The organism is Pseudomonas sp. NY15435 (genome assembly GCF_048068295.1).
Taxonomy (GTDB): Bacteria; Pseudomonadota; Gammaproteobacteria; order Pseudomonadales; family Pseudomonadaceae; genus Pseudomonas.
This window is the reverse complement of the sequence record NZ_JBLUQA010000010.1, coordinates 162,048-186,190: the sequence shown is the minus strand read 5'-3', so window position 1 is coordinate 186,190 and position 24,143 is coordinate 162,048. Positions and strand designations below refer to the sequence as shown.

At 54.7% G+C, this 24,143-nt stretch carries 17 protein-coding genes and 1 tRNA gene; 15 read left to right on the top strand and 3 right to left on the bottom strand.

Features of this window, described 5'->3' with window-relative positions; all coding sequences use genetic code 11:
• Positions 1-17: 17 nt before the first annotated feature.
• The 13 genes from pheT (at position 18) to ACNFH5_RS22680 (ending at position 16,221) form a co-directional block, all read left to right on the top strand.
• Entirely contained in the window at positions 18-2,396 is a 2,379-nt protein-coding gene (gene pheT / locus ACNFH5_RS22740) for a phenylalanine--tRNA ligase subunit beta (RefSeq protein WP_416749913.1), read from the top strand.
• 3 nt (positions 2,397-2,399) lie between these two features.
• Positions 2,400-2,702, top strand: a complete 303-nt coding sequence (gene ihfA, locus ACNFH5_RS22735) for an integration host factor subunit alpha (RefSeq protein ID WP_003090661.1) — start codon at positions 2,400-2,402, stop codon at positions 2,700-2,702.
• Positions 2,683-3,039: a MerR family transcriptional regulator gene (locus tag ACNFH5_RS22730; protein WP_015476661.1), complete on the top strand. Its 357-nt coding sequence runs from the start codon at positions 2,683-2,685 to the stop codon at positions 3,037-3,039. The genes ihfA and ACNFH5_RS22730 overlap by 20 nt, the downstream gene beginning before the upstream one ends.
• Before the next feature lie 84 nt (positions 3,040-3,123).
• Positions 3,124-3,200 (top strand) — tRNA-Pro (locus tag ACNFH5_RS22725).
• Between the two features lie 1,818 nt (positions 3,201-5,018).
• Positions 5,019-5,108 (top strand): K(+)-transporting ATPase subunit F, encoded by a 90-nt coding sequence (gene kdpF / locus ACNFH5_RS22720; RefSeq protein WP_416749909.1) that lies wholly within the window; start codon positions 5,019-5,021, stop codon positions 5,106-5,108.
• A 134-nt stretch (positions 5,109-5,242) separates the two neighbouring features.
• Positions 5,243-6,949, top strand: coding sequence for a potassium-transporting ATPase subunit KdpA (gene kdpA, locus ACNFH5_RS22715; RefSeq protein WP_416750007.1), 1,707 nt, complete (start codon positions 5,243-5,245; stop codon positions 6,947-6,949).
• Positions 6,950-6,960: 11 nt separating this feature from the next.
• Positions 6,961-7,638 carry a potassium-transporting ATPase subunit KdpC gene (kdpC, locus tag ACNFH5_RS22710; protein ID WP_416749907.1) on the top strand — a complete coding sequence of 226 codons (678 nt, stop codon included), beginning with the start codon at positions 6,961-6,963 and terminating at the stop codon, positions 7,636-7,638.
• 8 nt (positions 7,639-7,646) lie between these two features.
• Positions 7,647-9,728, top strand: coding sequence for a potassium-transporting ATPase subunit KdpB (kdpB, locus tag ACNFH5_RS22705; RefSeq protein ID WP_416749905.1), 2,082 nt, complete (start codon positions 7,647-7,649; stop codon positions 9,726-9,728).
• Between the two features lie 46 nt (positions 9,729-9,774).
• Positions 9,775-12,435 carry a DUF4118 domain-containing protein gene (locus ACNFH5_RS22700; RefSeq protein ID WP_416749903.1) on the top strand — a complete coding sequence of 887 codons (2,661 nt, stop codon included), beginning with the start codon at positions 9,775-9,777 and terminating at the stop codon, positions 12,433-12,435.
• Positions 12,432-13,142 (top strand): response regulator, encoded by a 711-nt coding sequence (locus tag ACNFH5_RS22695; RefSeq protein ID WP_416749901.1) that lies wholly within the window; start codon positions 12,432-12,434, stop codon positions 13,140-13,142. Before ACNFH5_RS22700 ends, ACNFH5_RS22695 begins: the two co-directional genes overlap by 4 nt.
• 704 nt (positions 13,143-13,846) lie before the next feature.
• Entirely contained in the window at positions 13,847-14,218 is a 372-nt protein-coding gene (locus ACNFH5_RS22690) for a histone-like nucleoid-structuring protein, MvaT/MvaU family (RefSeq protein WP_416749898.1), read from the top strand.
• Between the two features lie 185 nt (positions 14,219-14,403).
• Positions 14,404-14,802: a hypothetical protein gene (locus ACNFH5_RS22685; protein WP_416749896.1), complete on the top strand. Its 399-nt coding sequence runs from the start codon at positions 14,404-14,406 to the stop codon at positions 14,800-14,802.
• Between the two features lie 279 nt (positions 14,803-15,081).
• The gene (locus ACNFH5_RS22680) at positions 15,082-16,221 is read left to right on the top strand and encodes a PD-(D/E)XK nuclease family protein (RefSeq protein ID WP_416749894.1); all 1,140 of its coding nucleotides are present in this window, start codon (positions 15,082-15,084) and stop codon (positions 16,219-16,221) included.
• 249 nt (positions 16,222-16,470) lie between these two features.
• Here ACNFH5_RS22680 and ACNFH5_RS22675 read toward each other — a convergent pair whose 3' ends face one another.
• Positions 16,471-17,403, bottom strand: coding sequence for a LysR family transcriptional regulator (locus ACNFH5_RS22675; protein ID WP_416749892.1), 933 nt, complete (start codon positions 17,401-17,403; stop codon positions 16,471-16,473).
• Positions 17,404-17,599: 196 nt separating this feature from the next.
• Here ACNFH5_RS22675 and ACNFH5_RS22670 point away from each other — a divergent pair, with 196 nt between their 5' ends.
• The gene (locus ACNFH5_RS22670; RefSeq protein WP_416749890.1) at positions 17,600-18,265 is read left to right on the top strand and encodes an NAD(P)H-dependent oxidoreductase; all 666 of its coding nucleotides are present in this window, start codon (positions 17,600-17,602) and stop codon (positions 18,263-18,265) included.
• 331 nt (positions 18,266-18,596) lie between these two features.
• On the opposite strand, the gene ACNFH5_RS22665 is transcribed toward ACNFH5_RS22670, so the two are convergent.
• Entirely contained in the window at positions 18,597-19,586 is a 990-nt protein-coding gene (locus ACNFH5_RS22665; RefSeq protein WP_416749888.1) for a hypothetical protein, read from the bottom strand.
• 565 nt (positions 19,587-20,151) lie between these two features.
• The gene (locus ACNFH5_RS22660; RefSeq protein WP_416749886.1) at positions 20,152-21,111 is read right to left on the bottom strand and encodes an alpha/beta fold hydrolase; all 960 of its coding nucleotides are present in this window, start codon (positions 21,109-21,111) and stop codon (positions 20,152-20,154) included.
• A 1,013-nt stretch (positions 21,112-22,124) separates the two neighbouring features.
• On the opposite strand from ACNFH5_RS22660, the gene ACNFH5_RS22655 reads away from it, so the two are divergent.
• Positions 22,125-23,921 carry a hypothetical protein gene (locus ACNFH5_RS22655; protein WP_416749884.1) on the top strand — a complete coding sequence of 599 codons (1,797 nt, stop codon included), beginning with the start codon at positions 22,125-22,127 and terminating at the stop codon, positions 23,919-23,921.
• The last annotated feature ends 222 nt before the right edge of the window (positions 23,922-24,143 follow it).

Below are 24,143 nucleotides of genomic sequence, written 5' to 3'. Positions count from 1 at the left end.
GCATTTAGGAGAACAGGATGAAATTCAGTGAACAGTGGCTGCGGAGCTGGGTAAATCCGCAGGTATCCCGTGACGAGCTGGTAGCCCGTCTGTCCATGGCCGGCCTTGAGGTCGACGCCGTGATCCCGGTCGCCGGCCAGTTCAGCGGCGTAGTCGTGGGCGAAGTGCTGTCGACCGAACAGCACCCGGACGCCGACAAGCTGCGTGTCTGCCAGGTCAGCAATGGTTCGGAGACCTTCCAGGTGGTCTGTGGCGCGCCCAATGTGCGCCCGGGTCTGAAGATTCCCTTCGCCATGATCGGCGCCGAGCTGCCGGGCGACTTCAAGATCAAGAAGGCCAAGCTGCGCGGCGTTGAATCCAACGGCATGCTCTGCTCAGCCAAAGAGCTGGAAATCAGCGAAGAGAACGCCGGCTTGATGGAGCTCGCCGCGGACGCGCCGGTAGGTGCCAACATCCGCGATTACCTCGAGCTGGACGACGCCTCCATCGAGATCGGCCTGACCCCGAATCGCGGCGACTGCTTGTCCCTGACCGGCCTCGCGCGCGAAGTCGGCGCGCTGTACAGCGCCGAGGTCAAGCCGGTAGTGGTCGGCGCCGTTGCTCCGCAGATCGATGAAGTGCGCAGTGTCGAGTTGCTGGCCCCCAAAGCTTGCCCGCGCTACCTCGGTCGCGTCATCCGCAACGTCGACCTGAGCAAACCGTCCCCCCTATGGATGGTTGAGCGCCTGCGCCGTTCCGACATCCGCAGCATCGATGCCGCCGTCGACATCACCAACTACGTGATGATCGAGCTGGGCCAGCCAATGCATGCCTTCGATCTCAACGAGATCAAAGGCGGCGTGCGTGTGCGCATGGCAGAGGAGGGCGAGAAGCTTGTCCTGCTCGATAGCCAGGAAGTGACCCTGCGCGCCGATACCCTGGTGATCGCCGACCACGAACGCGCCCTGGCTATCGCCGGCGTGATGGGTGGAGAGCACAGCGGCGTCAGCGCTAAGACCCGCGACCTGTTCCTCGAAAGCGCCTTCTTCGACAACATTGCCGTTGCAGGCAAGGCCCGTTCCTACGGTCTGCACACCGATGCCTCGCACCGCTTCGAGCGTGGCGTGGACTCGCAGTTGGCCCGTCGCGCCATGGAGCGCGCCACCGAACTGCTGCTGCAGATCGTTGGCGGCGAAGCCGGTCCGATCGTGGAAGCAGTCAGCGAAGCCGATCTGCCGAAGGTTGCGCCGGTCAGCCTGCGTGCCGAGCGCGTCACCCAGATGCTGGGCATGACCCTGGAAAACGCCGAGATCGAGCGTCTGCTCACCGCCCTGGAGTTCGACGTCCAGAAAGCCGGTGCCGACGCCTGGACCGTGGGCGTGCCGAGCCATCGCTTCGACGTTTCCATCGAAGTCGACCTGATCGAAGAGCTGGGTCGCCTCTATGGCTACAACCGTTTGCCGGTTCGCTACCCGCAGGCCCGCCTGGCACCGAACACCAAGTCCGAGTCCCAGGCCGAACTGCCGGCGCTGCGCCGCCTGCTGGTCGCTCGCGACTACCAGGAAGCGATCACCTACAGCTTCATCGATCCCAAGCTGTTCCAGCTGTTCCACCCTGGCGTCGAGCCTCTGATGCTGGCCAACCCGATCTCCGCCGACATGGCCGCCATGCGCGCCTCACTCTGGCCTGGTCTGGTGAAGTCCCTGCAGCACAACCTCAACCGCCAGCAGACCCGTGTGCGCCTGTTCGAAAGCGGCCTGCGTTTCGTCGGTCAGTTGGAAGGGCTGGTGCAGGAAAACATGCTCGCCGGCGTCGTCTGTGGTGCTCGTCAGCCGGAAGGCTGGGCCAATGGTCGCGAGAGCGTCGACTTCTTCGACGTGAAAGCTGACGTCGAGGCGCTCCTGGGTAATGCTGGCGCCATCGATGCCTTCACCTTCTCCCCGGCGCAGCACCCGGCGCTACACCCAGGCCAGACCGCCAAGATTGAGCGAGACGGTGTGCTGGTCGGCTATCTGGGCGCTCTGCACCCCGAACTGGCCAAGGCGCTGGACTTGGATCGTCCGGTCTACCTTTTCGAGCTGGTGCTGGCTGAAGTGGCCAAGGGTCGCCTGCCGAAATTCAGTGAATTGTCGCGCTTCCCCGAAGTGCGCCGTGACTTGGCGCTGATCGTCGATCTGGATACTCCGGCCGAGTTCGTGCTGGCAAATATCCGTGAAACGGCGGGCGAATGGCTGACGGATCTCAGGTTGTTTGACGTCTACCACGGTAAAGGCATTGATCCGCTTAGAAAAAGCTTGGCCGTTGGCTTGACCTGGCAGCATCCATCACGCACTCTTAACGATGACGAGGTGAACGCGACTACGCAGAATATCGTCGCCTCGCTGGAACAAAGGTTCAACGCCACGTTAAGGAAGTAGCGTATGGGGGCTCTGACGAAAGCTGAAATTGCTGAACGTCTGTACGAAGAGCTGGGCCTGAATAAGCGGGAAGCCAAGGAACTGGTGGAGCTCTTCTTTGAAGAGATCCGCCAGGCGCTGGAGCATAACGAACAGGTGAAGTTGTCGGGTTTCGGCAACTTCGATCTGCGCGACAAGCGCCAGCGTCCCGGACGCAACCCGAAGACGGGAGAGGAAATCCCGATCACAGCCCGGCGCGTCGTCACCTTTCGTCCAGGGCAGAAACTGAAGGCCAGGGTTGAGGCTTATGCTGGAACCAAGTCATAACGACGAACTGCCCCCCATTCCGGGCAAGCGCTACTTCACCATTGGTGAAGTGAGCGATCTTTGCGCGGTGAAGCCGCACGTGCTGCGGTACTGGGAACAGGAGTTCCCGCAACTCAACCCGGTCAAGCGAAGGGGCAACCGGCGCTACTACCAGCGTCAGGACGTGCTCATGATTCGCCAGATCCGTGCGCTGCTCTACGACCAGGGCTTTACCATCGGCGGCGCTCGCCAGCGCCTCACCGGAGACGAAGCTCGCGAGGACGCCACCCAGTACAAGCAACTGATCCGGCAGATGATCGCCGAATTGGAAGATGTACTGCATGTTCTGCGCAAGTAACTGAAAAAAATGAAAAAAGTACTTCTCCGAAGCAATTGCTTGGGGTATAGTGCGATCCGCTTCTGAGGGAACTCAAAGCAACGTCGGGGCGTAGCGCAGCCTGGTAGCGCACTTGCATGGGGTGCAAGGGGTCGAGTGTTCGAATCACTCCGTCCCGACCAAAAATCCCTAGAAAATCCAGTCACTTAGCGGTGACTGGATTTTTTTATGCCTGTTGCTTTTATAGTGCTCGGGAATTTTGCCCCACTTTTTGCCCCACCGAGAGTTTTAGTATTTGTGACCTTCTCTGGAGGGGGCTTGCGCGTAAATGTGCGACCTGGTCCTGTCCCGCTCTAGGCCTTCGGAGTTCGCTCTCGCCAGTTAGGTGAGTTCGCTCGAGCGCCTACCACTGCAGATCTCTTGAAGGCAGACACTCCCCTCGAATTTTCGGTGGAACGGTCAAGTATTCCAGTGAATCCATCATGTCTGTCCTGCCCAGCTATCAATAACGCGTGCCCAGGATCATAGGGGCTTTGCTTCCGGCGAGGAGAGCCAACATAACGTTCTCTAGATGGGGCCGGCTAAGCAGATCATCCACGCAGAAGGACACAATCACATGTTCGGAGTTTCCGCTCTCGGCTGGATTCACACCGTTTGCGGCCTGCCTGCCATTCCGGCAGCGGCTTGGATGTTTGCACGCCACGGTCGCATTGTTCCTCGTTCCAAATCGGGGCTGCTGTACTTCGCCTCAACGCTGGCCGGCGGCGGTGCGGTATTCCTAATCGCGCGGCGGCCGATAAGTAATGCTATCGGATTTGTCACCATAGCGTTATTGCTTGCTGGCTATGGGGTGGGATTTGCCCGTGCGCTGGGCCGTGCTCGAGCCTACCTGGAGACGATCTTGCTAAGCCTGACAGCGTTCCTGCTTATGCTGCCCACTGTCAGCGAAGTTCTGCGTCGTGTGCCGGATGGCCATCCTCTAGTTAGTGACCTGCGCTCGCCTATTGCTAATAGGCGTCCAGGGTTGTCTGCTTCTCGCTCTTGTCGTCGGAGTGATTGCACAAATTGTGTACCTGCGGCGGCAGCGCTCGCGGTCTGTAAAGGCTAGAGGGCCTGCGAGCGCCGAGAGCGCCTGACCACCGGAGAGTCTGGCCGCGGATGTAGCCCGATGCGTTGGCGCAGCAGTTCGCGCAGGTACGCTAAGACTTTACGGCTGCGGTTGGTGCGAGATTGCTGTGGTTTCTCTCACGGGGAAGTGTCGGTGCTGCATCCTCGGGCGTTAGAGTTTTCCGTTGGCGGATTGTCCCATATGGTCAGCCGATCAGCGCGTTCCATGGAGCCTCTCAAATCGTCATCGCGGGGCACTGTCACGAAAGCGGAGTGTTCATGGAGAATCCGGTTTGCACTTTTAGTACCCAGGCCTATCCGCAGAGGTCCCGATTCGAAGTTTGGCGGCAAGAGATCAACGCCCTCTTCGACATAAACATCGGTGCACCGCAGTCCTCCATATTCAACTACCACCTCGACACCCGTTACGTGGGGTCGCTGCTGATGGGCTTATGACTTGAGCACTTCATCACGGGTGCGAGCGTGTTCCTAGATCGGAACTCTCATTACTCCCAGCCGCAGAAGGGGCCGCAGCTCTCCCGCAGGCGACTGCTTCCACGGCCATGTGCGGTGCCAAATCACCGGCCATTCCGACGTCAATCAGGTGTGTAGTCGTCCGCTCCGCGCGCAGGGTAATCATGCGAGTGGAGCTATCCGCGACCTTTGTTTAATCGCGTAGGGCCAGGCCTATACGATGTATATCTAGCACATACAGGCGTGCCCAAGTTTTAGATATGAGAAATCACCTTCTGTTATCTCTATAGATCTTTAGCTTGATTTTTTTACATATTCTTTATGGTTGCTGGGTGAATCTTTCCCTCGGTTAAATATGAAAGAAAATATTATGGCTGTATGTTTTTCTTGTCATTTTTCCGGAGGCTTTGCGAAGATTTATGGTTCTTATAAATGTGTTGATAGGGTTTCTTTCGTTAAGCCTTTTTGTCTACTTGGTCTATGCGTTAGTAAAGCCTGAGAAGTTTTAATTGTTATTGGTTTGTCGAATTCCCAAAGCCTGGGTGGTAAATATGGGTGATCTTTTGTTTGTGGCGCTGACTCTCGTCTTCGTTTTGTCGACTGTCGGATTTATTGCTGGGCTGGATCGCATGTAATGGGAGCCATGATGCTTACCGATATTATTCAGTTCGCCATTGTTCTGGTGATCATGACGGGGCTCTCAGTCGTCGTCGGGAAGGGACTGGTTAGGCTGTTTGCCAGTACTTCGCACAGTTTCTTTGAGCGTATTTCATATCGAATGTTGGGCGTTGATCCTGATGAGAGGATGCCTTGGAACCGCTACGGCCTGGTATTGCTTCTTAGCAATGCTGCGATGATGTTGCTTGGGTACTTCCTTTTGCGTATTCAACAGATCCTGCCGGGAGACTCATTGCAGAGAGCCTCCCAAGCGCCTGACCTGGCCTTCAATACCGCAGCTTCCTTCATCACTAACACGAACTGGCAGTCCTATTCGGGCGAGTCGAGTCTCTCCAACTTTTCTCAAATGGCGGTGATCACTTTTCTGATGACCGTCAGTGCAGCCACTGGAATTGCGGCTGCAGGTGGCTTTATTCGAGGTCTAAGTCGGCGGAGCAGCGCAGACATCGGCAATTATTGGGTGGACTTTACGCGGGTAATCTATCGCTTGTTGTTGCCACTGTGCTTCGTCATGGCGCTGGTGTACGTCTGGCAAGGTATGCCACAGACGCTGAGCGCGGAGACCGTTGTCACGACTCTAGAGGGTGCGCACCAGCAATTGGTCATGGGGCCGGTGGCGAGTCTGGAGTCCATTAAGCATATCGGCACCAATGGAGGTGGCTTTTTCGCTATGAACGCTGCCCACCCCTATGAGAACCCAACACCTCTGACCAATACGCTCCACATTTTGAGCATGTTGTTGATTCCCTCGGCACTGACATACGTGTTTGGGGCGATGGTAATGCGTCGCCGCCAAGGCTGGGCATTCTTCATGGCCTTCCTCGTAATGTTCGTTGCCTTCCTTGCACTGGTCTATGGCAGTGAGCGTAGTGGTAACCCTCTGATGGCAGCTTTTGGGGTGGATATGGCTCCGTCCATGGAGCAGGCCGGCGGCAATCTTGAGGGAAAAGAGCTGCGTTTTGGCATCGCTCAAACCAGCCTATTTGTTACTACCACAACTGCTGCGACAACAGGCTCGGTGGACTCGATGCACGCATCATTAACCCCTTTGGGCGGCCTCGTGCCGCTCGCCCAAATGATGCTCAACAACGTGTTCGGTGGTGACGGTGTAGGACTGATCAACTTGGTCACTTATGCCGTTCTCACCGTCTTTCTTGTAGGCATGATGATCGGTCGTACCCCGGAGTTCCTTGGTAAGAAGGTGGAAGCCAGGGACATGAAGTACGTAATGATTGCCGTGCTCGCGCATCCCATGAGCATTCTTGGTTTCACGGCACTTGCCTGTCTGGTCCCGTCGACGATCGCAAGTCTCGCCAACCTGGGGCCCCATGGTTTCAGTGAAGTGCTCTACGCCTATACCTCTGGGACCGCCAACAACGGATCAGCCTTTGCTGGGCTCAACGCGAATACTCCGTTCTTCAACACTACCATCGGCTTCGCCATGCTCGTGGGTCGCTATTTCACGTTGCTACCGATGCTTGCTGTGGCCGGCTCCATGGCTTCCAAAAAGGCCCTCCCTGAAGGTCCCGGCACCTTGTCCACTTCCACCATGCTGTTCACCGGCTTGTTGGTGTTCGTCGTCCTGATTGTTGGCGGCCTCACCTTCCTTCCCGCGTTAGCGCTTGGACCTATCGTTGAGCATCTCATGATGCTTTCCGGCACCACTCTTTGAGAGCAGTAATCATGAGCCGTATTACAGCTTCGCCTAATGCCATCGTTAGACCTGATCACCAGACCAGTATCATTCGCCCGGTCCTCAGCTCGGCCTTACTGTTCATGCTAATTGCGGGTATTGCTTACCCACTGGCAACCACTGCGGTTGCGCAATTGCTGATGAGCGATAGAGCCAACGGCAGTCTTGTCATCCGGCACGATCTTGCCATTGGCTCTGAGGTGATTGGACAGCAGTTCACATTGCCTGAGTACTTCCATGGCCGTCCGAGTGCCACTGTGGGGACTGATCCGAGTGACAGCTCTAAAACGATTGATCAGCCGTACAACGCTGCCTCCAGCGGTGCAAGCAATCAGGGGGCACTCAGCAAGAAGCTGCTGGACGCAGTAGCAGGGAGAGCTGCTACCTATCGTGAGGAAAATGGTCTGGCCTCCACAGCCCTGATACCTGTTGATGCTGTTACAGCATCGGCTTCTGGGTTGGATCCAGATATCTCACTGTTCAACGCGCGTATTCAGGCAAAACGGATTGCGACTGCGAGAGGTGTGAGCATTGACCGTGTGCTTGCACTGGTCTCGGAAATTGCCAACCGGCCGCAGTTGGGGCTGCTAGGTGATTCACGCGTGAACGTCCTCACTCTCAACCTGACGTTGGATCAGGTTCTGCCATCCCCGTCCTCCGCGCGGTAATCACATCTATGAACACGCCACAACAAAACTCGATCGCCGATGAAAGCGTCAAGGGCAATACACAGCAATCCACCTGGGCAGCAGTGTTGATCGAGTCTCTCTACAAGCTTTCGCCGGCTGTGCAGCTGAAGAACCCCGTGATGCTAGTCGTATACGTCGGCAGCATCGTCACTACGCTGCTAGGAATACAGGCGCTCCTAGGGGAGAGTGATAACGCCCCAGCCTTCATCTTCTCCATCGCTGCGTGGCTTTGGTTCACTGTGCTATTCGCAAATGCCGCAGAGGCACTGGCGGAAGGACGCGGTAAGGCGCATGCGGAAGCACTGCGCTCAACTCGGCGCCGTGTTATCGCACATGTGATCAAAGAATCCGATCCGGACGGTGAGCCGTTGCGTGTTGCCAGTGACGAGTTGGAAATAGGTACTCTGATACTGGTTCGCGCTGGTGAAATCATTCCGGCTGACGGAGAAGTCGTGGCAGGTGCAGCGTCTGTAGACGAGTCGGCTATCACCGGTGAGTCCGCGCCGGTTATTCGCGAGTCCGGGGGGGATTTCTGCTCAGTCACAGGTGGGACGAGGGTTCTGTCGGATTGGATAATTGCGCGGGTGACTGCGAACCCAGGCGAGGCGTTTCTCGACCGGATGATCGCCATGGTGGAAGGTGCAAATCGTGGAAAGACGCCTAATGAAATTGCATTGACCATCCTTCTGGTGGCTCTGACACTGATTTTCCTCTTGGTCTGCGTCACCTTGTTGCCGTTCTCTTCCTTTGCCGTGAGCCTGAACGGCGTTGGCAGCACGGTGAGCATCACAGTACTGATTGCTCTGCTGGTTTGCCTTATTCCGACGACCATTGGGGCATTGCTCTCGGCGGTGGGCATCGCAGGTATGAGTCGGATGATGCGTGCCAATGTCTTGGCCACGTCGGGGCGCGCAATTGAGGCCGCAGGCGACGTTGACGTTCTTCTTCTGGACAAAACGGGAACGATTACTCTCGGCAATCGCGAAGCAACGCGTTTCATTCCTGCGCCGAATGTCGGTGAGCGTGTGCTCGCCGACGCCGCTCAACTGGCTTCGCTAGCAGACGAAACGCCGGAAGGGCGCTCAATAGTCGTGCTGGCAAAGCAGGCGTTCGACATTCGAGGGCGCGAACTTATTGATGCAGAGCCCATCGCGTTCAGCGCCCATACCCGTATGAGCGGCATCGACATTGAGGGGCGCAGATTACGCAAAGGAGCAGCATCGGCGATTCGCGTTCATATCGAGCGATTGGGTGGGGTATTCCCTCAAGCAGTTACAGCTGTGGTGGATGAAGTTTCCAAGCGGGGCAGTACGCCATTGGTGGTGGCGGAAGATGGCCGCGTGTTGGGAGTTGTCGAACTGAAAGACGTCATCAAGGGGGGGATCAAAGAACGCTTTGCTGATCTTCGCAAGATGGGGATCAAGACGGTGATGATCACAGGCGACAACCAGCTCACAGCTGCAGCCATCGCCGCTGAAGCAGGCGTGGATGATTACCTGGCCGAGGCTACACCGGAGGACAAGCTTCAGCTGATCCGTGAGTACCAGGCAGATGGAAGGCTTGTAGCCATGACAGGAGACGGCACCAACGACGCACCGGCGCTCGCCCAGGCAGATGTGGCGGTAGCAATGGGCAGTGGCACGCAAGCAGCCAAAGAAGCCGGAAACATGGTCGATCTGGACAGTAATCCGACCAAACTACTTCAGGTAGTCGAGGTGGGTAAGCAGATGATCATGACGCGCGGGGCGCTGACCACCTTCAGCGTTGCCAATGATCTGGCCAAGTACTTCGCCATCATCCCTGCGGCGTTTGTGGCTACCTATCCGGCATTGGGAGTGCTCAATGTCATGCGCTTGCACAGCCCTGCTTCGGCGATCTTGTCGGCAGTCATTTTCAATGCGTTGGTCATCGTAGCGTTGATACCGCTCGCCCTGCGCGGTGTGAGCTACCGTGCTGAGCCGGCGGCCTCCTTACTCAGTCGCAATCTGCTGATCTATGGAGTGGGGGGCGTGGTGGCTCCGTTCATAGGAATCAAGCTGATCGACCTTTTGATCGCACCGTTCTTCTGAAGCAGGTGTGGCTTTGGTGCTCAATCCTAGGAACCAGAGAATCCAAATGACTGAGGAACGCCCGGACCCGGATGAGCTTCTCAAGGCTGTTGGCGGGGGAGGGCCTCGGGCCCGAGGACAGCTGAAGATATTCTTTGGTGCTTGTGCCGGCGTGGGCAAGACTTACGCAATGCTCGAGGCGGCTCATCAGCAGCAGGCTCAAGGTGTCGCCGTCGGGCTGGGCATTGTGGAAACACATGGCCGGGAGGAAACGCGTGCGTTGACCGAGGGCCTGTTTTCCCTGCCTTTGGCGCGTCACCTTGCGGGAAATATGGAGGTTGCCGAGTTTGACCTGGATGGTGCCCTGATCTCAGGGCTGACGTTGGTGGTGGTCGATGAGCTCGCGCACTCCAACGCACCGGGAAGCCGTCACGCCAAGCGTTGGCAAGATGTTGAAGAGCTGCTGGATGCTGGAATCAGCGTATTCACTTCGTTGAATGTCCAGCATCTGGACAGCCTGAACGATGTGGTTGGAGGCATTCTGGGTATCCGTGTGCGTGAGACGTTGCCTGATCACGTGTTCGATAATGCCACGGAAGTACAGTTGATCGACCTTCCTTCCGACGATCTTCTAGCCAGGCTCACCACGGGGAAGGTTTATGTTGCATCGACGGTGCATCACGCAAAAAACAATTTCTTCCGCCGCGGCAACCTGATCGCCCTGCGAGAGTTGGCCCTGCGGCGCGTTGCTGATCGTGTGAACGCCGACGTGCGGACCTACCAGGTGTCGCACGCAATCCGAACCGTATGGCCGACACGCGAATTGTTGGTGGTGTGTGTGAGTGCGGATGTTTCGCAAGAGGGATTGATCCGTGAGGGCGCCCGGCTCGCGGCAAGACTGCGAGCCAAATGGCTGGTGGTGCATGTAGAGAGCCCTCAGCATGCGCAGAGTTTGAAGATTCAGCAGGCGCTCGCTGTCTTGGCGACTGCTGCTCAGCATGTAGGCGTTGAGTTCGTAAATATCTCAGGGCATGACACGGCAAAAACGCTGGCCCATTTCGTCCGCCAGCGGAACGTCACCAAACTCATCGTCGGAAGTGGGTCAAACACCGCGAGCATTTTCCGACCTCGTGGGTTGGCGCAGAAAGTCGGCAGCCTAAGTCCGCAGACCTCTTTGATCTTGCTGAATGTCGGATCAGGGCGAGCGTCGGAGCCTCGATGGACTTTCACGTTACCCAAGACGCAGTTCGGTGCTTTGTTCACCGCTACGGCAGCGTGCCTAGTCACGACGACAGTTGCAGGCTGGCTCCTAAGGTTTTTTGACCTCTCCAACGTGGTGATGCTGTTTCTCGTGGCGGTGGTATTCATCGCTCTGAAGCTTGGCCGGTTGTCTGGGGCGTTGGCCTCAATACTTTCAGTCGCCTTCTTTGACTTCTTCTTTGTCGAGCCGCGATTTTCGTTCGCGGTGACCGACACTCAGTACATTTTTACCTGCGCTCTGATGCTGGCCGTGGCTCTAATCATCGGCCAGCTCGCGACCAAACTTCGCTCCGAGGCTTTGGTGGCGCGGGAAGGTGAAAGGCGGGCATCAGTCTTGGTTCATGTCACCCGGGATCTTGCCGGCGCGATCGCGCTCGAGCAGATCGTGACGATATGTCGGGACACGCTCGAGCCATTATTCGACATCGATGCCGTCTTGATACTCCCAGATGAGCAAGGGCGCCTTACGGCGACAAAGTCATCGGAATTTGCCGATCTGTCCGTGGCGCAGTGGGCGTACGAGCACGCGGAAGAAGCTGGCAAGGGGACGCAGACGCTCTTTGGAGCTCCTGCTCTCTATCTCCCATTGAAGGCGCCAATGGCAGTACGTGGCGTATTGGCGATTCGTGCACGTGGACAGCCGTTATCAGTCATCTCCGACAGTCGACGCCTGCTTGATGCGTGCTGCTCAGCCATAGGTCAGACTCTAGAACGCATCCATTTTGTCAGCGTTGCGCAGGACACCATCATTCGGATGGAAGGCGAGAAGATGCGCAATACGCTGCTTTCCGCGGTATCCCACGATCTAAAGACTCCGCTCACTGCTATTCGTGGCCTGGCTGAGACACTTGAGCATCCTGAGAGTCTTGTCGAAGCCGAGCGTGTGGATATAGCTCGCTCAATTCGCATTGAGTCGGATGAGCTTAAGCACCTCGTAACTAACCTGCTCGATCTGGCTCGTATCCAAAGCGGAGGAGTGCGGTTGAACAAGGACTGGCATGCGATAAGTGAAATCGTTGGCAGCGCTTTGGCTCGATCCACCGTCTCCTTGGGGCGCCGACATATTGCTGTCGACATTCCGAACGAGCTGCCATTGGTGCGGCTGGATGCGATGTTATTTGAAAGGGTGCTGATCAACCTGCTGGACAATGCTGGGAAATACACGCCAACAGACAGCAGCATCATTATCCGCGCCGGCGTTGCCGAGCATCAGATGCGCTTGACGGTCCAGGATGATGGCCCTGGCCTTCCCGATCGGAGCGAGCTGAAGTTGTTCGAACCATTCGCTCGTGGCCAGAAGGAGTCCGCTATTACGGGCGTTGGGCTAGGGCTATCGCTTTGTCGACGCATAGTTGAGGCACACGGCGGCAGTATTAGCGCACGCCCTGCACACCCCCAGGGCGCACAGTTTGACATTGTCTTGCCGTTGCTCGGCGCTCCTGAAATGGAAGTTGAGGACGAAGTATGATCAAGCCCAAAGTCTTGATCGTTGAGGATGAGGCCAACATTCGACGCTTCGTTCGCATCGCGTTGGAAAAGGAGGAATTCCACGTGCTGGAGGCACTGGGTAGCGGGCAGGCTCGACTCGATGCAGCAACGCGGAAACCGGATCTAATGATCGTCGATCTAGGCTTGCCAGATGGCGATGGCAAGGAGCTGATTCAAGATATTCGAAGCTGGTACACCGCACCCATAATTGTGTTGTCGGCGCGTGATAGCGAAGAAGAGAAGGTCTCTGCTCTGGATGCAGGAGCGGATGATTATTTGGTAAAGCCATTTGGAGTACCTGAGCTTCTGGCCCGTGTGAGAGCACTCATGCGGCGAGCTCGTGCTCTGCCCGGCGACGAAGCGCCTTCATCCCGGGTGAGGTTCGGTAAGGTACTGGTTAATCTTGCTACCCATGAGGTATTCCGCGAGGGAGTGCCGGTGCACCTCACTCGCATTCAGTTTCGATTACTGGTAGCGCTTATTCGAGGCAATGGCAAAGTCATTACTCATAAACAGCTGCTCCTTGAGGGGTGGGGAGCAGCCTACGCCGACAGAAACCATTACATCCGGGTTTTCATGGGGCAGATTCGGCAAAAGTTAGAGGAAGATCCTTCGCAGCCTCGTCATTTCATAACCGAACTGCAATTGGGCTATCGACTGTCGGGAGTCGTCGTCGAGCCTGATTAGGAACCATCGCCCACTACAGAAGGGCTGCCGCAAGGATGCGCCCCGTCAACCTTGCCGCCAACGAGGCGAAGGCCTCCCTGCCGGAGCTGAATACCTTGATGCTGCAGATGGACTGCCTGCGAAAGAGCAAATGCTCGAGCCTGTACGAGCTGGCTACAGCCTCAGCATCAAGGCCTTAGCAGACACTGATTTTTCAGCGTCGGCGGCTTCCAGCCTCCTAGGCTCTCTTGCAAGAGACGGCTTCAGCGTATTTCCCTACTGATTGATTGTTGAGTGCTGATGGTGCCTGGTGCCTGGTGCCGGAGACAGGGGCAGAGGGGCAGAGGGGCAGGGGGGCAGAGGATTATGCTAGGAATTGGCAGTTAATTTAGTTGCAGCGGTTGGCCGGCACTGGCTTTCTGCGCGTCGAGCTTATGGATAGGGGGCGCTTCGATCCTTTTTAGTCCATAACTACAGGCTTGGAGCGGTTTTTAGGGCACAGATTTGTGTGGGCCTAGATCAAACGGATTGGTGAGGTTGCCAGCCGTTCATAGATGAATTGTTTCTCCTACTTTTCTGTCGTGAAATTTTTTAGGCGTTCTTGCATGTGCTTTTCTTCGGGCTATTGAGTGGCTTATAGAGGACTGTTCATCAAGGGTGGCTTGCTGGAGGTTGGCTTTTTAGTTATCGTGTCTGCACTGTCCGCTTGGGTCAAGGAAACTAAAATGTCTAAACTCGCTGAGTTTCGTGCTGCAGAAAAGGCACTTCAAGAACAGCTTGCCTATCTCGAATCCTTCAAGAACGATGCCGGTCTTAAGCGGGAGATCAAGTTCGAGGAGGAGTTAAAGTCCTTGATGAAGGAGTACGGCAAGGGTCTGCGCGATATTGTTTCCATCTTGGATCCAAGCGCTAATGCTGGTGCTGAAAAGCTACTGGTCCGAGGAGCTAGGTCTCCACGCAAAGCTCGTGCTGTCAAAATCTACAAAAATCCACAAAGTGGCGAAATTGTAGAAACTAAAGGCGGAAACCACAAAGTTCTAAAGGCGTGGAAGGCCGAATTCGGCAATGACCTTGTTGAGTCTTGGTTGCAGAGTTAAGAAAAAGGCCGCTATAGCGGCCTTTTTATTTTCCGGATTACGGGGCGGCGCCTTCTAGTAGCGTAGCCATACCCACTGAGTGTCGAGAGAAATACTCTGTAAAATCCAGAAATCGTATTTTTCTTGACTTGAATCTCGGCTGGCGCTATTAGCTTCAAGTACTCCAAGATGCTCAAGGGATTCGAATGAAGACGAGGATTTCGGCATTTTTTTTTGCGCTCAATAATCCCTCCCTCAGAGAGAAAGAGCTGCTAGTTTATCTAGCAGTCACGCTGTTCGTTGCCACGGCTCTTTCCACCCCGCAGATTGTGAAGTTATCAGAAATAACTGGAGCTCCCCTGATTTCCATAATTGGCTTTGGTACAGCAATGCTCGCCTTTTCTTTTAAGCGTGTGGACTCCATTCAAAAGCTAATTGTGGGGCGGGTTCTATATGGGGCGGAGGAGTGCGCTGTCCTGAAGAGAGCTGGTCAGAATGTATTGTCAGTAAAGAGGTGGATGTCGCTCCTTATCAAGCTTCCGACCCTCATCCTCATGGCATTGCTAACCGGAGCCCTCGCGCTTCTACTTTTCAAGAGAGGATGAGGTTTTTAAACACAGACCTTGTGTGTGCAAGCTGCTTCTTCGCGCGGTATGGAGTCCGCCAAGCCTTAAAGGGGCGGCGTTGTCGATTCCGAATTGGGGCGGTTCGGCATCCATCCCCCGAAAATAGAGCCGCACCACGGGGGGAGGGCGGGCCTTGGTCCAGCCCCCCTCACGGCCTCGATAAATTTCATGGCGGGCGAGGTCGAATGACCATTACATTAGATGGAGCTATGCCTGATACTGCAGGCAGTAGCGTGGCCATTTTCAAGGACTCCCTTCATGGAAGATTTTTTGCAAACAGTAGCCTTGCTTCGCGCAAGGTACTACCGCCCAGCGGGTTTTAATCTCTTCTCTGTGCTCCGCAGTTCAAGCGATGAAGTTCGACTTCACTCACGTTTCATTGCCTTCCTGCTCGATCCTAAGGCTAGCCATAATCAGGGGGCAGCACTGCTAAATGCCCTATTGGAGAGGCTGGACATCCAGGGCTTCGATACCGATAGCGCGACGGTTGATGTCGAGTACCAGAATATCGACATCCTGATTCGCAACCAATCCAAGCAGGCTGTGATCATCGAGAACAAGATCTACGCCAGCGATCAAGACGAGCAGCTTTGGCGCTACCACCAACGAATGCACGCTGCGGGATACAATGAAATTTGGACCACGTACCTTACTTTGGATGGGGCAGATCCCAGTGAGCAGAGCCGAAAGTCTCTGCCTGTAACTCCTCTCAGCTACGAGGCCGACATCATCCCTTGGCTGAAGGATTGCATCGCACTCGTTGCCCGAGAGCCTGGCGTGCGGGAAAGCGTATTCCAGTACATCGAGCTACTCCAAAAGCTAACTTCCAGTGATCAAAGCGATACCTACATGAGCAAGCTAAAAGAGCAGATTCTGCAGGGCGAAAACTTGTTCGTGATTGCAGATATCAACCATGCATTCAAGTCCATTCTGGCCGACTTGCAGACCGACATTTGGGAGCGCATGGCGGCATACCAAGCGAGCAATTTCCCCAACCTCGGGAAGCCGGAAGTAACGGCTACGAAAGAAGCTGTTCGCGCCTACTACCAGAAGGCCAAAAACAGCAAGTTCATTGGTATGTACTTCCCCTTCAACTTCATGGAGGGTGGTGTGTACATTGAGCTCAACCACCGTCTTTACTGTGGTTTCTACTGTGACGAAGAGGCGTTTCCCGAGGACCGAGAGCGCCTAATGGCCCTGAGCCGAGAAATCTCACCAGGTAATCGTAATTCGAGTTATCTGTTCTGGAACTACCCGACAGTCAATCTGAACTTCCATGCACCATCCAATGAAGATCTTGCTCTCCTCAGGGACCCTGAGACCCGAGAGTCAATCGCGACAAGCATGATCCACGATGTTCAGGAACTGTGGCAGCGCGCTAGCCAGCGGTTCGCCTGAGCGTACGTTATCGGACGGGATCGTTCTTGGCGTTCACCGCGGAGTTTCCGGTGCGCGCCAGGTCGGTTGGTAGCACTCCTATGCCATGTGCCGCGCCATCGCCATGCTATGGCCTTAGCCGGCGTCGGATCGATCTAGTCAGCACTTGTGCTGATCTCGCCGAAGGCCGCCAAACGTGCTGGGCCAACTCGCTTGTATGGGCGATGCAAGCACGAAGCAAAAAATGGGTTCTCCCGTCGGGCTTTGCGTTTATCCCCGCGCCAGCTCGGCAGACGCGGCCTCGAATTTGGTTGTGAGAAAGTCCACAAACGTACGTACGCGAGCGGGCACGAAGCGACCGCTAGGTAGTAAAGCGTGCAGTGGATAGCTTTCGGTCTCCCACTCCGTTAGGAGGCGCACCAGCCGCCCGTCCGCCAACTCCTCGCGCTGCTCGATAGGTGTCTTAAGGAGAATGCCAGCACCCGCAATTGCCCATTGCCTGGCGAGTGATGCGTCGTCCACGATACGGTCGCCGTTAACGCGCACCTCCGTCCATTGACCATCGCGGGCAAAGCGCCAGGTACGGTAGGGTTTGCCACCGCGGTCATAGACTAGGCAGTTGTGCTCGGTCAGCTCCTGCGGCGTCCGCGGCGTGGCGTGCTTTGCCAAGTAGCTAGGCGCTGCCACGAGTACAGGCAAGGCATGCATCAAACGACGGGCCACCACTCGTGAATCGAGCAACTTGCCATAACGAAGGGCCAGATCCACCTCGTCTCGAACCACATCTAGGGTGCGATCGCCGACCGACAAGGCTAGCTCCACCCCTGGATGCAGCTGCATGAACTCATCCATCCAAGGTAACAAGGTCGTGCGCGCGAGATCCGATGGAGCTGCCAACCGAACTAGGCCCACTAGGCCCATACGGTCGGCCGTAGCCTGAGCCTCGCCTTCCGCGACCAGGTCGAACGCCCGGCTCGCATACTCCAGAAGAGTCTGCCCTGGGCCGGTAAGCCTCATTGCTCGAGTGGAGCGTTCAAAGAGTCGCACACCGAGCTGTGTCTCCAGACGTTTCAGCGTTGCACTGGCTGCCGCGGGTGTAATGCCCAGCACTGCGGCTGCCCCTGTGAGGCTGCCTGTGCGTGCTGTCTGTACGAGTACCCGTAAATCACCAATATTTTCAATCATGATTTGAAAATGAATCAATTTGTCTGATCTTATCAATTATAGATTGAATCTCTAAAATTGAGCCATCACCTATTCGCTGCGATCGATAAGGTGCAAAGGAAGCCACGCCGACGGCTTCAAGTCAGTACGGAAGGTCTCCTGATTTTCATTGAGCTTCGAAGTGCTGGCGACACGGTATCACCCATTCAACTAACAAACTTTCTTTAAGGAATTCATGATGACAGTCCCTGTCAGCGAGATTACTCGTGCATTCAATTCGCGTTTTGCAACAAAACAATATGACCCGCAGCGTAAGATTTCCGAGGAAGACTTCGATCTAATTATTGAGTCCGCTCGGCTGTCGCCGTCGTCTTTCGGCTTTGAGCCCTGGAATATTATCGTAGTGCAAGAAAAAGCGCTTCGTGATGAGCTTTTACCCAATACATGGGGAGCTCAGGGGACGCTTCCGACGGCTAGTCATTACGTTATTATAACTGTGAAAACTGGCGATAACTTGGGGGCGGATAGCGAACATATCAAGCATATTCTGACTGATGTGAAGAACATGCCGGAAGAACGCCAGAAAGGCATGCTGAAGGTTTTCCAGAATTTCCTTGAGAACGAATTCGAGCTTCAGACTCCGGAGCTTCGTCATCAGTGGGGAGCCCGCCAGGCATACATTGCACTGGGTAACATGATGACTGTGGCTGCGCTGCGCGGTATCGATTCACAGCCGATCGAAGGTTTTCATGTTGGCAAAGTCGCTGAGACACTGGCAAAGCGCAAGCTGTTGGATCCCAATATTGACCTGCCTGTCGTTATGGCCAGCTTTGGTTATCGTGATATGGATATCACTCCAAAGACGCGTCGCCCGACTCGAGAGATTGTTTCCTGGGCTTAAGTGATGAGTCTCACCACTGCGGCCGCCGACTAGGTCGATTGAACTCTCGGTATGGGGACAATACATCGCTATGAATTTAGACGTAAGCCGTATTGGCCCTAGAAGGCATGGATCACCGCGAGTGACCCATGGCGAACCATGGCTCGACTTGGGTACCAGTTGCATAATCGTTGTTCACAATCTGCTCGTGGCCTTAAGCAACTCAGTACATAGGCATCGACACCTAGGTAGGCAATGCGCAAAGCCTGGGTAGCTGCGTCTGGCCTATGAGGCAATAGATTGAGGATTTGAATTCCCATTCGCCTTAGGACCTGTTGGGCTAGCGAAGGATTCAAGGAGCGTTTCCTCTATCACCCCAGGCTGGAGTGGAAATCCCTTCTGACGACTGAAGTGCGAAAACAACTGCATCAAGTACTGCAAGATTCTCAATATCGTTACGATATTTCTGAGTCTCTATGAGGGCGTTGCGAATCAAATCTTCTATCGCAAGGTACCAGCGTGGGAGATTGATTTTATTTGGAACGATATCTGCAAGGTAGTTTAGCCAGCGAGAGTCGAGAGGGATTACATTATGGGCGAGTCCGCTATTTACCAATATGTTTCTTAGCTGCTTAAGACCGATCCCTGGGAGTTCTGAGTGCTTAAGTGTGGCGCTAAACTCCCTGGATTTTTTTATGTCTTTATCATTCGCGGAGCCGCGAGCTAGGTCGCAGAAAATTTTAAGTGGTCCATTTTTAATGCATGCTTCAGATAACGGAGTGTCCGCATCTCCGGCTAGCGAAAAGTGCGCATAGTTACCGCTCACCAGACTGATTTTTTTTTGAGGAAAACGGAGCCCTTTTTCATTTATATGGGAGGTGACCCAGTCGCTATTGCAGTTGTTTTCTTGCAGTGCGCGAAGGGAGAGTATGGGGCTGTTCCCCTTTATGAAGAGGGAAAGCTTTGCGCCATCATTAGAGTTCTCCTGGCTAGAGAAGCCGCACATAATGAACTGAGTCCAAAGATCGCCAAGTGTTTTGATTGGCGATCTTTGCATTTCGCGGCGCTTAACTCCATTCTGTACTCCTGCCACGTCTGGCAAGTTTCTGAATAGAGTGGCCACTCTGTCGACAGCATCTTCAGGCAGACGAAAAGGCTCATCGGTGCGATTATTTATTCTCTTGCGGGAATTGTTTTGAAATGCAGCCAGTACCTCATCGCATCGAGCGGCTACAGAAAGATCGCGGTCTAAGGCGTTCTGCCTGAGTATGCGTATTTTTTCGACCGGCAGGGCCCTGATCCGATCCAGGTCCCACGTCACTTTCATTTTGCTCTCGCTCATATCCTTCCCTAGCCTTTAGTGAGTTACCGGCTTCGCATCGTCACCTATTTTCACCGACAACGGAATACGTGACACCTTCTCGCCTGTGATATTAGCCCGGAGAGCCGTGGTTCGGTGCTAGGTGCTTAGAGACCTGCCGAAAAGCATCCTGCTACGAGAAGACCAATGGCATCAAGCTTTAGATAGGGGCTAATAGATCAATGCCCATCTGGTATCTTCGATCGAAGCTCGAAACTATCTCGATGCATCTCTTGTCTAGGAGCGCATGTAGGCTGCAGTTATTAGGGCGGGCGCCTGTGGGACCTAAGTCAGCTCAGACGTCCCCATAGACAGAAAAATCAATATCCGCTGCTTGATGCAGCCGCTTAAATACTTGCTCGAAAAATCTGTATCCTGGTACTGGAGGGTATGGTTTAAGTCTTTTCTCGAAATTCTGTTGTGCGCGTTGGGTGGATGAATTGCAGATCGAGGCCTTCGTAGGTGAGTATTTAGCCCACCTCCATAGGAGGCGGGCTACGTAGCCGGCCGTAAAGATAATTAGAATGCGAAAGCAGGTTGATCAGGTTTACTCGTCCAAGAAGTCTAGCATTACTTTATTGAAGGCGTACGGTGCCTGAATGAATGCGAAGTGACTAGTATTAGGAATGAAGTAAAGAGTGGATTTTTTAATGGAAGAAGCAATGAGCTTGGTGTGCTCGGGGCGAATTACCTCATCGTGATCTCCATCTATGACCAGAACTGGAGCCTCAATTGTACTTAGCTGTTTAGGTGTCCAGTCCGGCTGAGTTGCATACATTTTGGCCAATTTGTCGTTGAGTTTTTCGAAGCCATCAGGAGTAGGGGATAGCCGCTGGTACTCATTGGCTGCCCTGGTCAGGAATTTCGAAAATGCTGGTTTTTTGTCAGCGTCTGAGAAAACTCCATTGGTATCAACGTTGGCTCCAAATGCAACTACCTTTTTGACCTTTTCTGGATATCTCATCGCAACGTCGAGGCTGGTAATTCCACCGTCACTCCAACCTACGAAATCCGCCTTGTCGATGCCAAGTTTTGACATTAATGAGACTACATCATCGGCAAAGAGGTCATAACTTAGTGGCTTCTCGTCTAAGGTGCTTCTCCCGTGCCCTCTCGTATCGATCGATATAACGCGATGCTTCACCTCCAAAGCCCGAACCTGATTTTGTAGATAGCTTGAATTTGCTGGGCCGCCGTGAAGCATTATGACAGGAGCTCCTTTGCCCACATCGCTGAACGAAATTTTTACACCGTTAATGTCTGCTGATTGATAGGTCGCAGTATCTCGATTCAGTTCGGGGAGATTCTCCCAGGGCGCGGAAGCTGCGTTCGCGTAAATTGTACTAGTAAGAGCTAGGCCGAAGGTGATTGTGATGAGGTGCGGGGTTTTAAAAAAGAATTTCATTGCAGACCTCTGAACTGTGATGAGAGCTACAAGATACTCGTAGCGTATAGAGAGAAGAATAACATCGCGTATTGTTCCATCGTGCAGATCTATTAGTGTCACGTAAATCTTCGGGATAAACTATTTTCAGCGTTTCTCGGTTCAGGTAAGTTGGAGATGTGAGGAATTTTCTTGAATTTTACTGGTGGTAGAGTTGGCTCTCAAAAGAATCCGGAAAATCAGCGTTAACCTTAGCGGAATGAGTAGTTGGAAGCCTGTGCGAAGCGCTTTTTAATGTGATTAGCTTTCCGTTCTTGACGAGCTTGGCTGACAGCACTCCGGAGTCTGTATAAGCAACAGCTCGGTAATCATTGCCATGAATGACCGGCACGGGAATCATAATTCCCTCCAGCTATTGGAAGTGTAAAAAATCGGGTTTGCTTTGTAAAAAAATATAAGATTTTGATGTTTATTCTGAAATAGAGGTTAAGCCAGTTGCTAAGTTATCTAGGGGATGGATTATTAAGTTTGACTGATTGGTTTTTGTGGTTATTAAAGAAGAGTCCTTTCACGGGAGATTCAGTACTTGTAGTTTGGGGGGGGGCTAGCGCCGGCATTCTAATGGTGATGAAGGCGTAGTGACTTCATTCGGCTGTGGTTCTTGTAAAGGGGCGGCGCCATTGGGGATGCGCGGAACTGGCACACAAGACCATGCTTGAGGAGACGGCCCAAGGGAGCTCAAGAAAGTCGGGGGATTTCTTCCTAAAGAATCGTGCCTGTCACCTGCGCGGAGCTCTTCTATAAGGGGAAGGGGGAGAAAGCTACGGCGATCGAAAAACCAAGACAACTGTAATTGCAAGCCGTGCGGTTCTTGACTATTGCGCGGGTGAGCTGAGCATTTCGACCTCGCCCAGGTCATGAGGGGGCTGCAGGCCTTTGGTCGAGCGCCTTTAAGTTACCGCAATAGAAAAGCCGATGATCCTGCCTTGTGCTGTGGCAAGCCGGCCATGGCTCCGTGTCCGTATTGAAACGCTCCAGATGATGGCGATAGGCTATTGCGCGGCAGTAGCCCTTCGAGTATTCGAGTCGCACTGCTATTCATTTGCGCATGATGCGCATGTCGTTGGAGAACGGAATTGAACAGTCAAGACGCTTCCCCTGAAGTGGAGAAGCGAATTCAATCGCAGCTCTGGGATCTTCTGGGGAAGACTCACCAGCCAAAAATCGCAGTGTCTGGCCTCGACTCTCAGACCATGTCTATTCACGGGCTGGTCTACCCTGCGTTTTCAATAGAATCGCAAAGTCAGTTGCTGCCGCCCGGCACAAGGGCGACGGCTCCTGTTGCACTGTCCGATGTTGCGTCGACACTTTCGCGTCAGGCTGGTCGGATGCTCGAAGGTGCGTTCGAGAAGTATCGCGGCGCAGTCTCCAATCTGCTGCTCGCCAATAACGGCGCCCACTTGCTGCGGCCCTTGCACAACGCGGTGGTCGGGAGTGGCGACGGCGGTGCTGTCTACACCCAGAGTACCTGCGTTTCCTGTTCTGGCGCTGGCGATCGTAAGTGCAGTGTCTGTAATGGTACGGCGGCCATGGGCTGTACGAATTGCCAAGGTTCGGGCTGGTTCGGTTGTGTGTATTGCAGTGGGCAAGGTTATCAGATGGTCCAGGGCTCCAGGCCCAACCCTGAAATGGTGCGCTGCACACACTGCAGCAGCGGCCGAGTGAATTGCCCACGCTGCAGCGGCGGAAAGGTGCGATGCACCTTTTGCGTGTCAGGCAGAACAACCTGCGGATCGTGTTCGGGGACTCGCTACCAATGCACCAAGCACTGGGTTGATGTTGTCGTCAGCACCAGGGTCGAAAACGAGATCACCGGCCCCTGTGAATGGGCAGTTGCCCCGATCAATCGCTGCATCGAGAAAATGAAGGCTGGCGATTTCTCAAGCTCCGGAGGGATCGCAAAACACCAGCCGACCGATGTAAATGCCTATGCGACGGTAGCGTTCGTTCCCGCAATAAAAGCAAGGCTCTCCTATCGAGGTGACAGTTTCGACTGCAGTGTTTTGGGCAATCAGTATCAGGTTGTCGACTACAACGGACTACTCCACGGAGATGTTGAGTCCCTCATCGGCAAGCTGAGGTCGACCCGCAAGCTCGGCGACCTGAAAACAACTCTGAAGACTCCTCTGGTTCAGGACTTCGAGAAGGAATCGGCGGCGGCCGGGCGCGCCGTTTCTGACAGTTTCGCGGTCAGAACTGGCGCGATGAAGACCGCTCAGGCAGAACAGCTTCGCGAGGCGCTGGATCGGATAAAGGATGATCTGGCGAATCCGAGCAACGTATCTGGCATGGTCGCCGTGCTGGTCAAGTCACTGGCGAGTTTCCCGTTGCTGCTGGTGGCCTTCTCTTTGGCCTGGGCTGGCAGCAACCCGTCCCGTTTCAATGCTATCTCGGATGCTCTTGGCTGGGTCACCCCGCTTTACAGTTTCGGTGCCTATGCCGATTCCATCACCGGGTACTTCGCCGTCATGCAGTTCAACGAATCCCTGATCGGTGGGCTGATTTATTGGGTGCTTGCCTATGTCATTGGCACTCGCCTGCTGCTGCCGGTATTCCGCCGGAAGGGGCGGCTCAAGGACCAGGTCCAGGCGCGCGTGCTCCTCACACCTCTGACTGCGCTCCTGCTGCCGCTGGCTCTCTCTTTGTTCCCCGGCTGGGAGTTCGACTTTGCAACCGCTGGTATCAGGCCGCTAGCCGACAAGTTGTTGCATGGCAGAGGCGTCGGCGAGCAGATAGCGACGATGATAATCACCCCCCTCACACTTTGGCCGATTGGGCTGGGTTATGCGGTCATCAACCTTAAAAGCACGAAGACGTGGTGGGGGCTTCGTAAGCTCAAGCGATTCGGTCTTTCTCCTGCCCAGTTCTCCTGAGCTGGCCCGGCCAGCTCACTGACGGGATGGACGCCAACAAGACCAGCTAGCCACGAGGCCAGCAAGAGGAATAAACCAAATACTTCCAACTCAGCATCAATCGCTCGAGCTCACGGGAAAATGAGCTGGCTCGGCTTCTGCCTGGCCTGGCGAAGAGCCCGGGATTCACATTGGCGCGGGTCGGCTATTCAATAACAGTTGGGCAGCAACGAAGGCATGCTC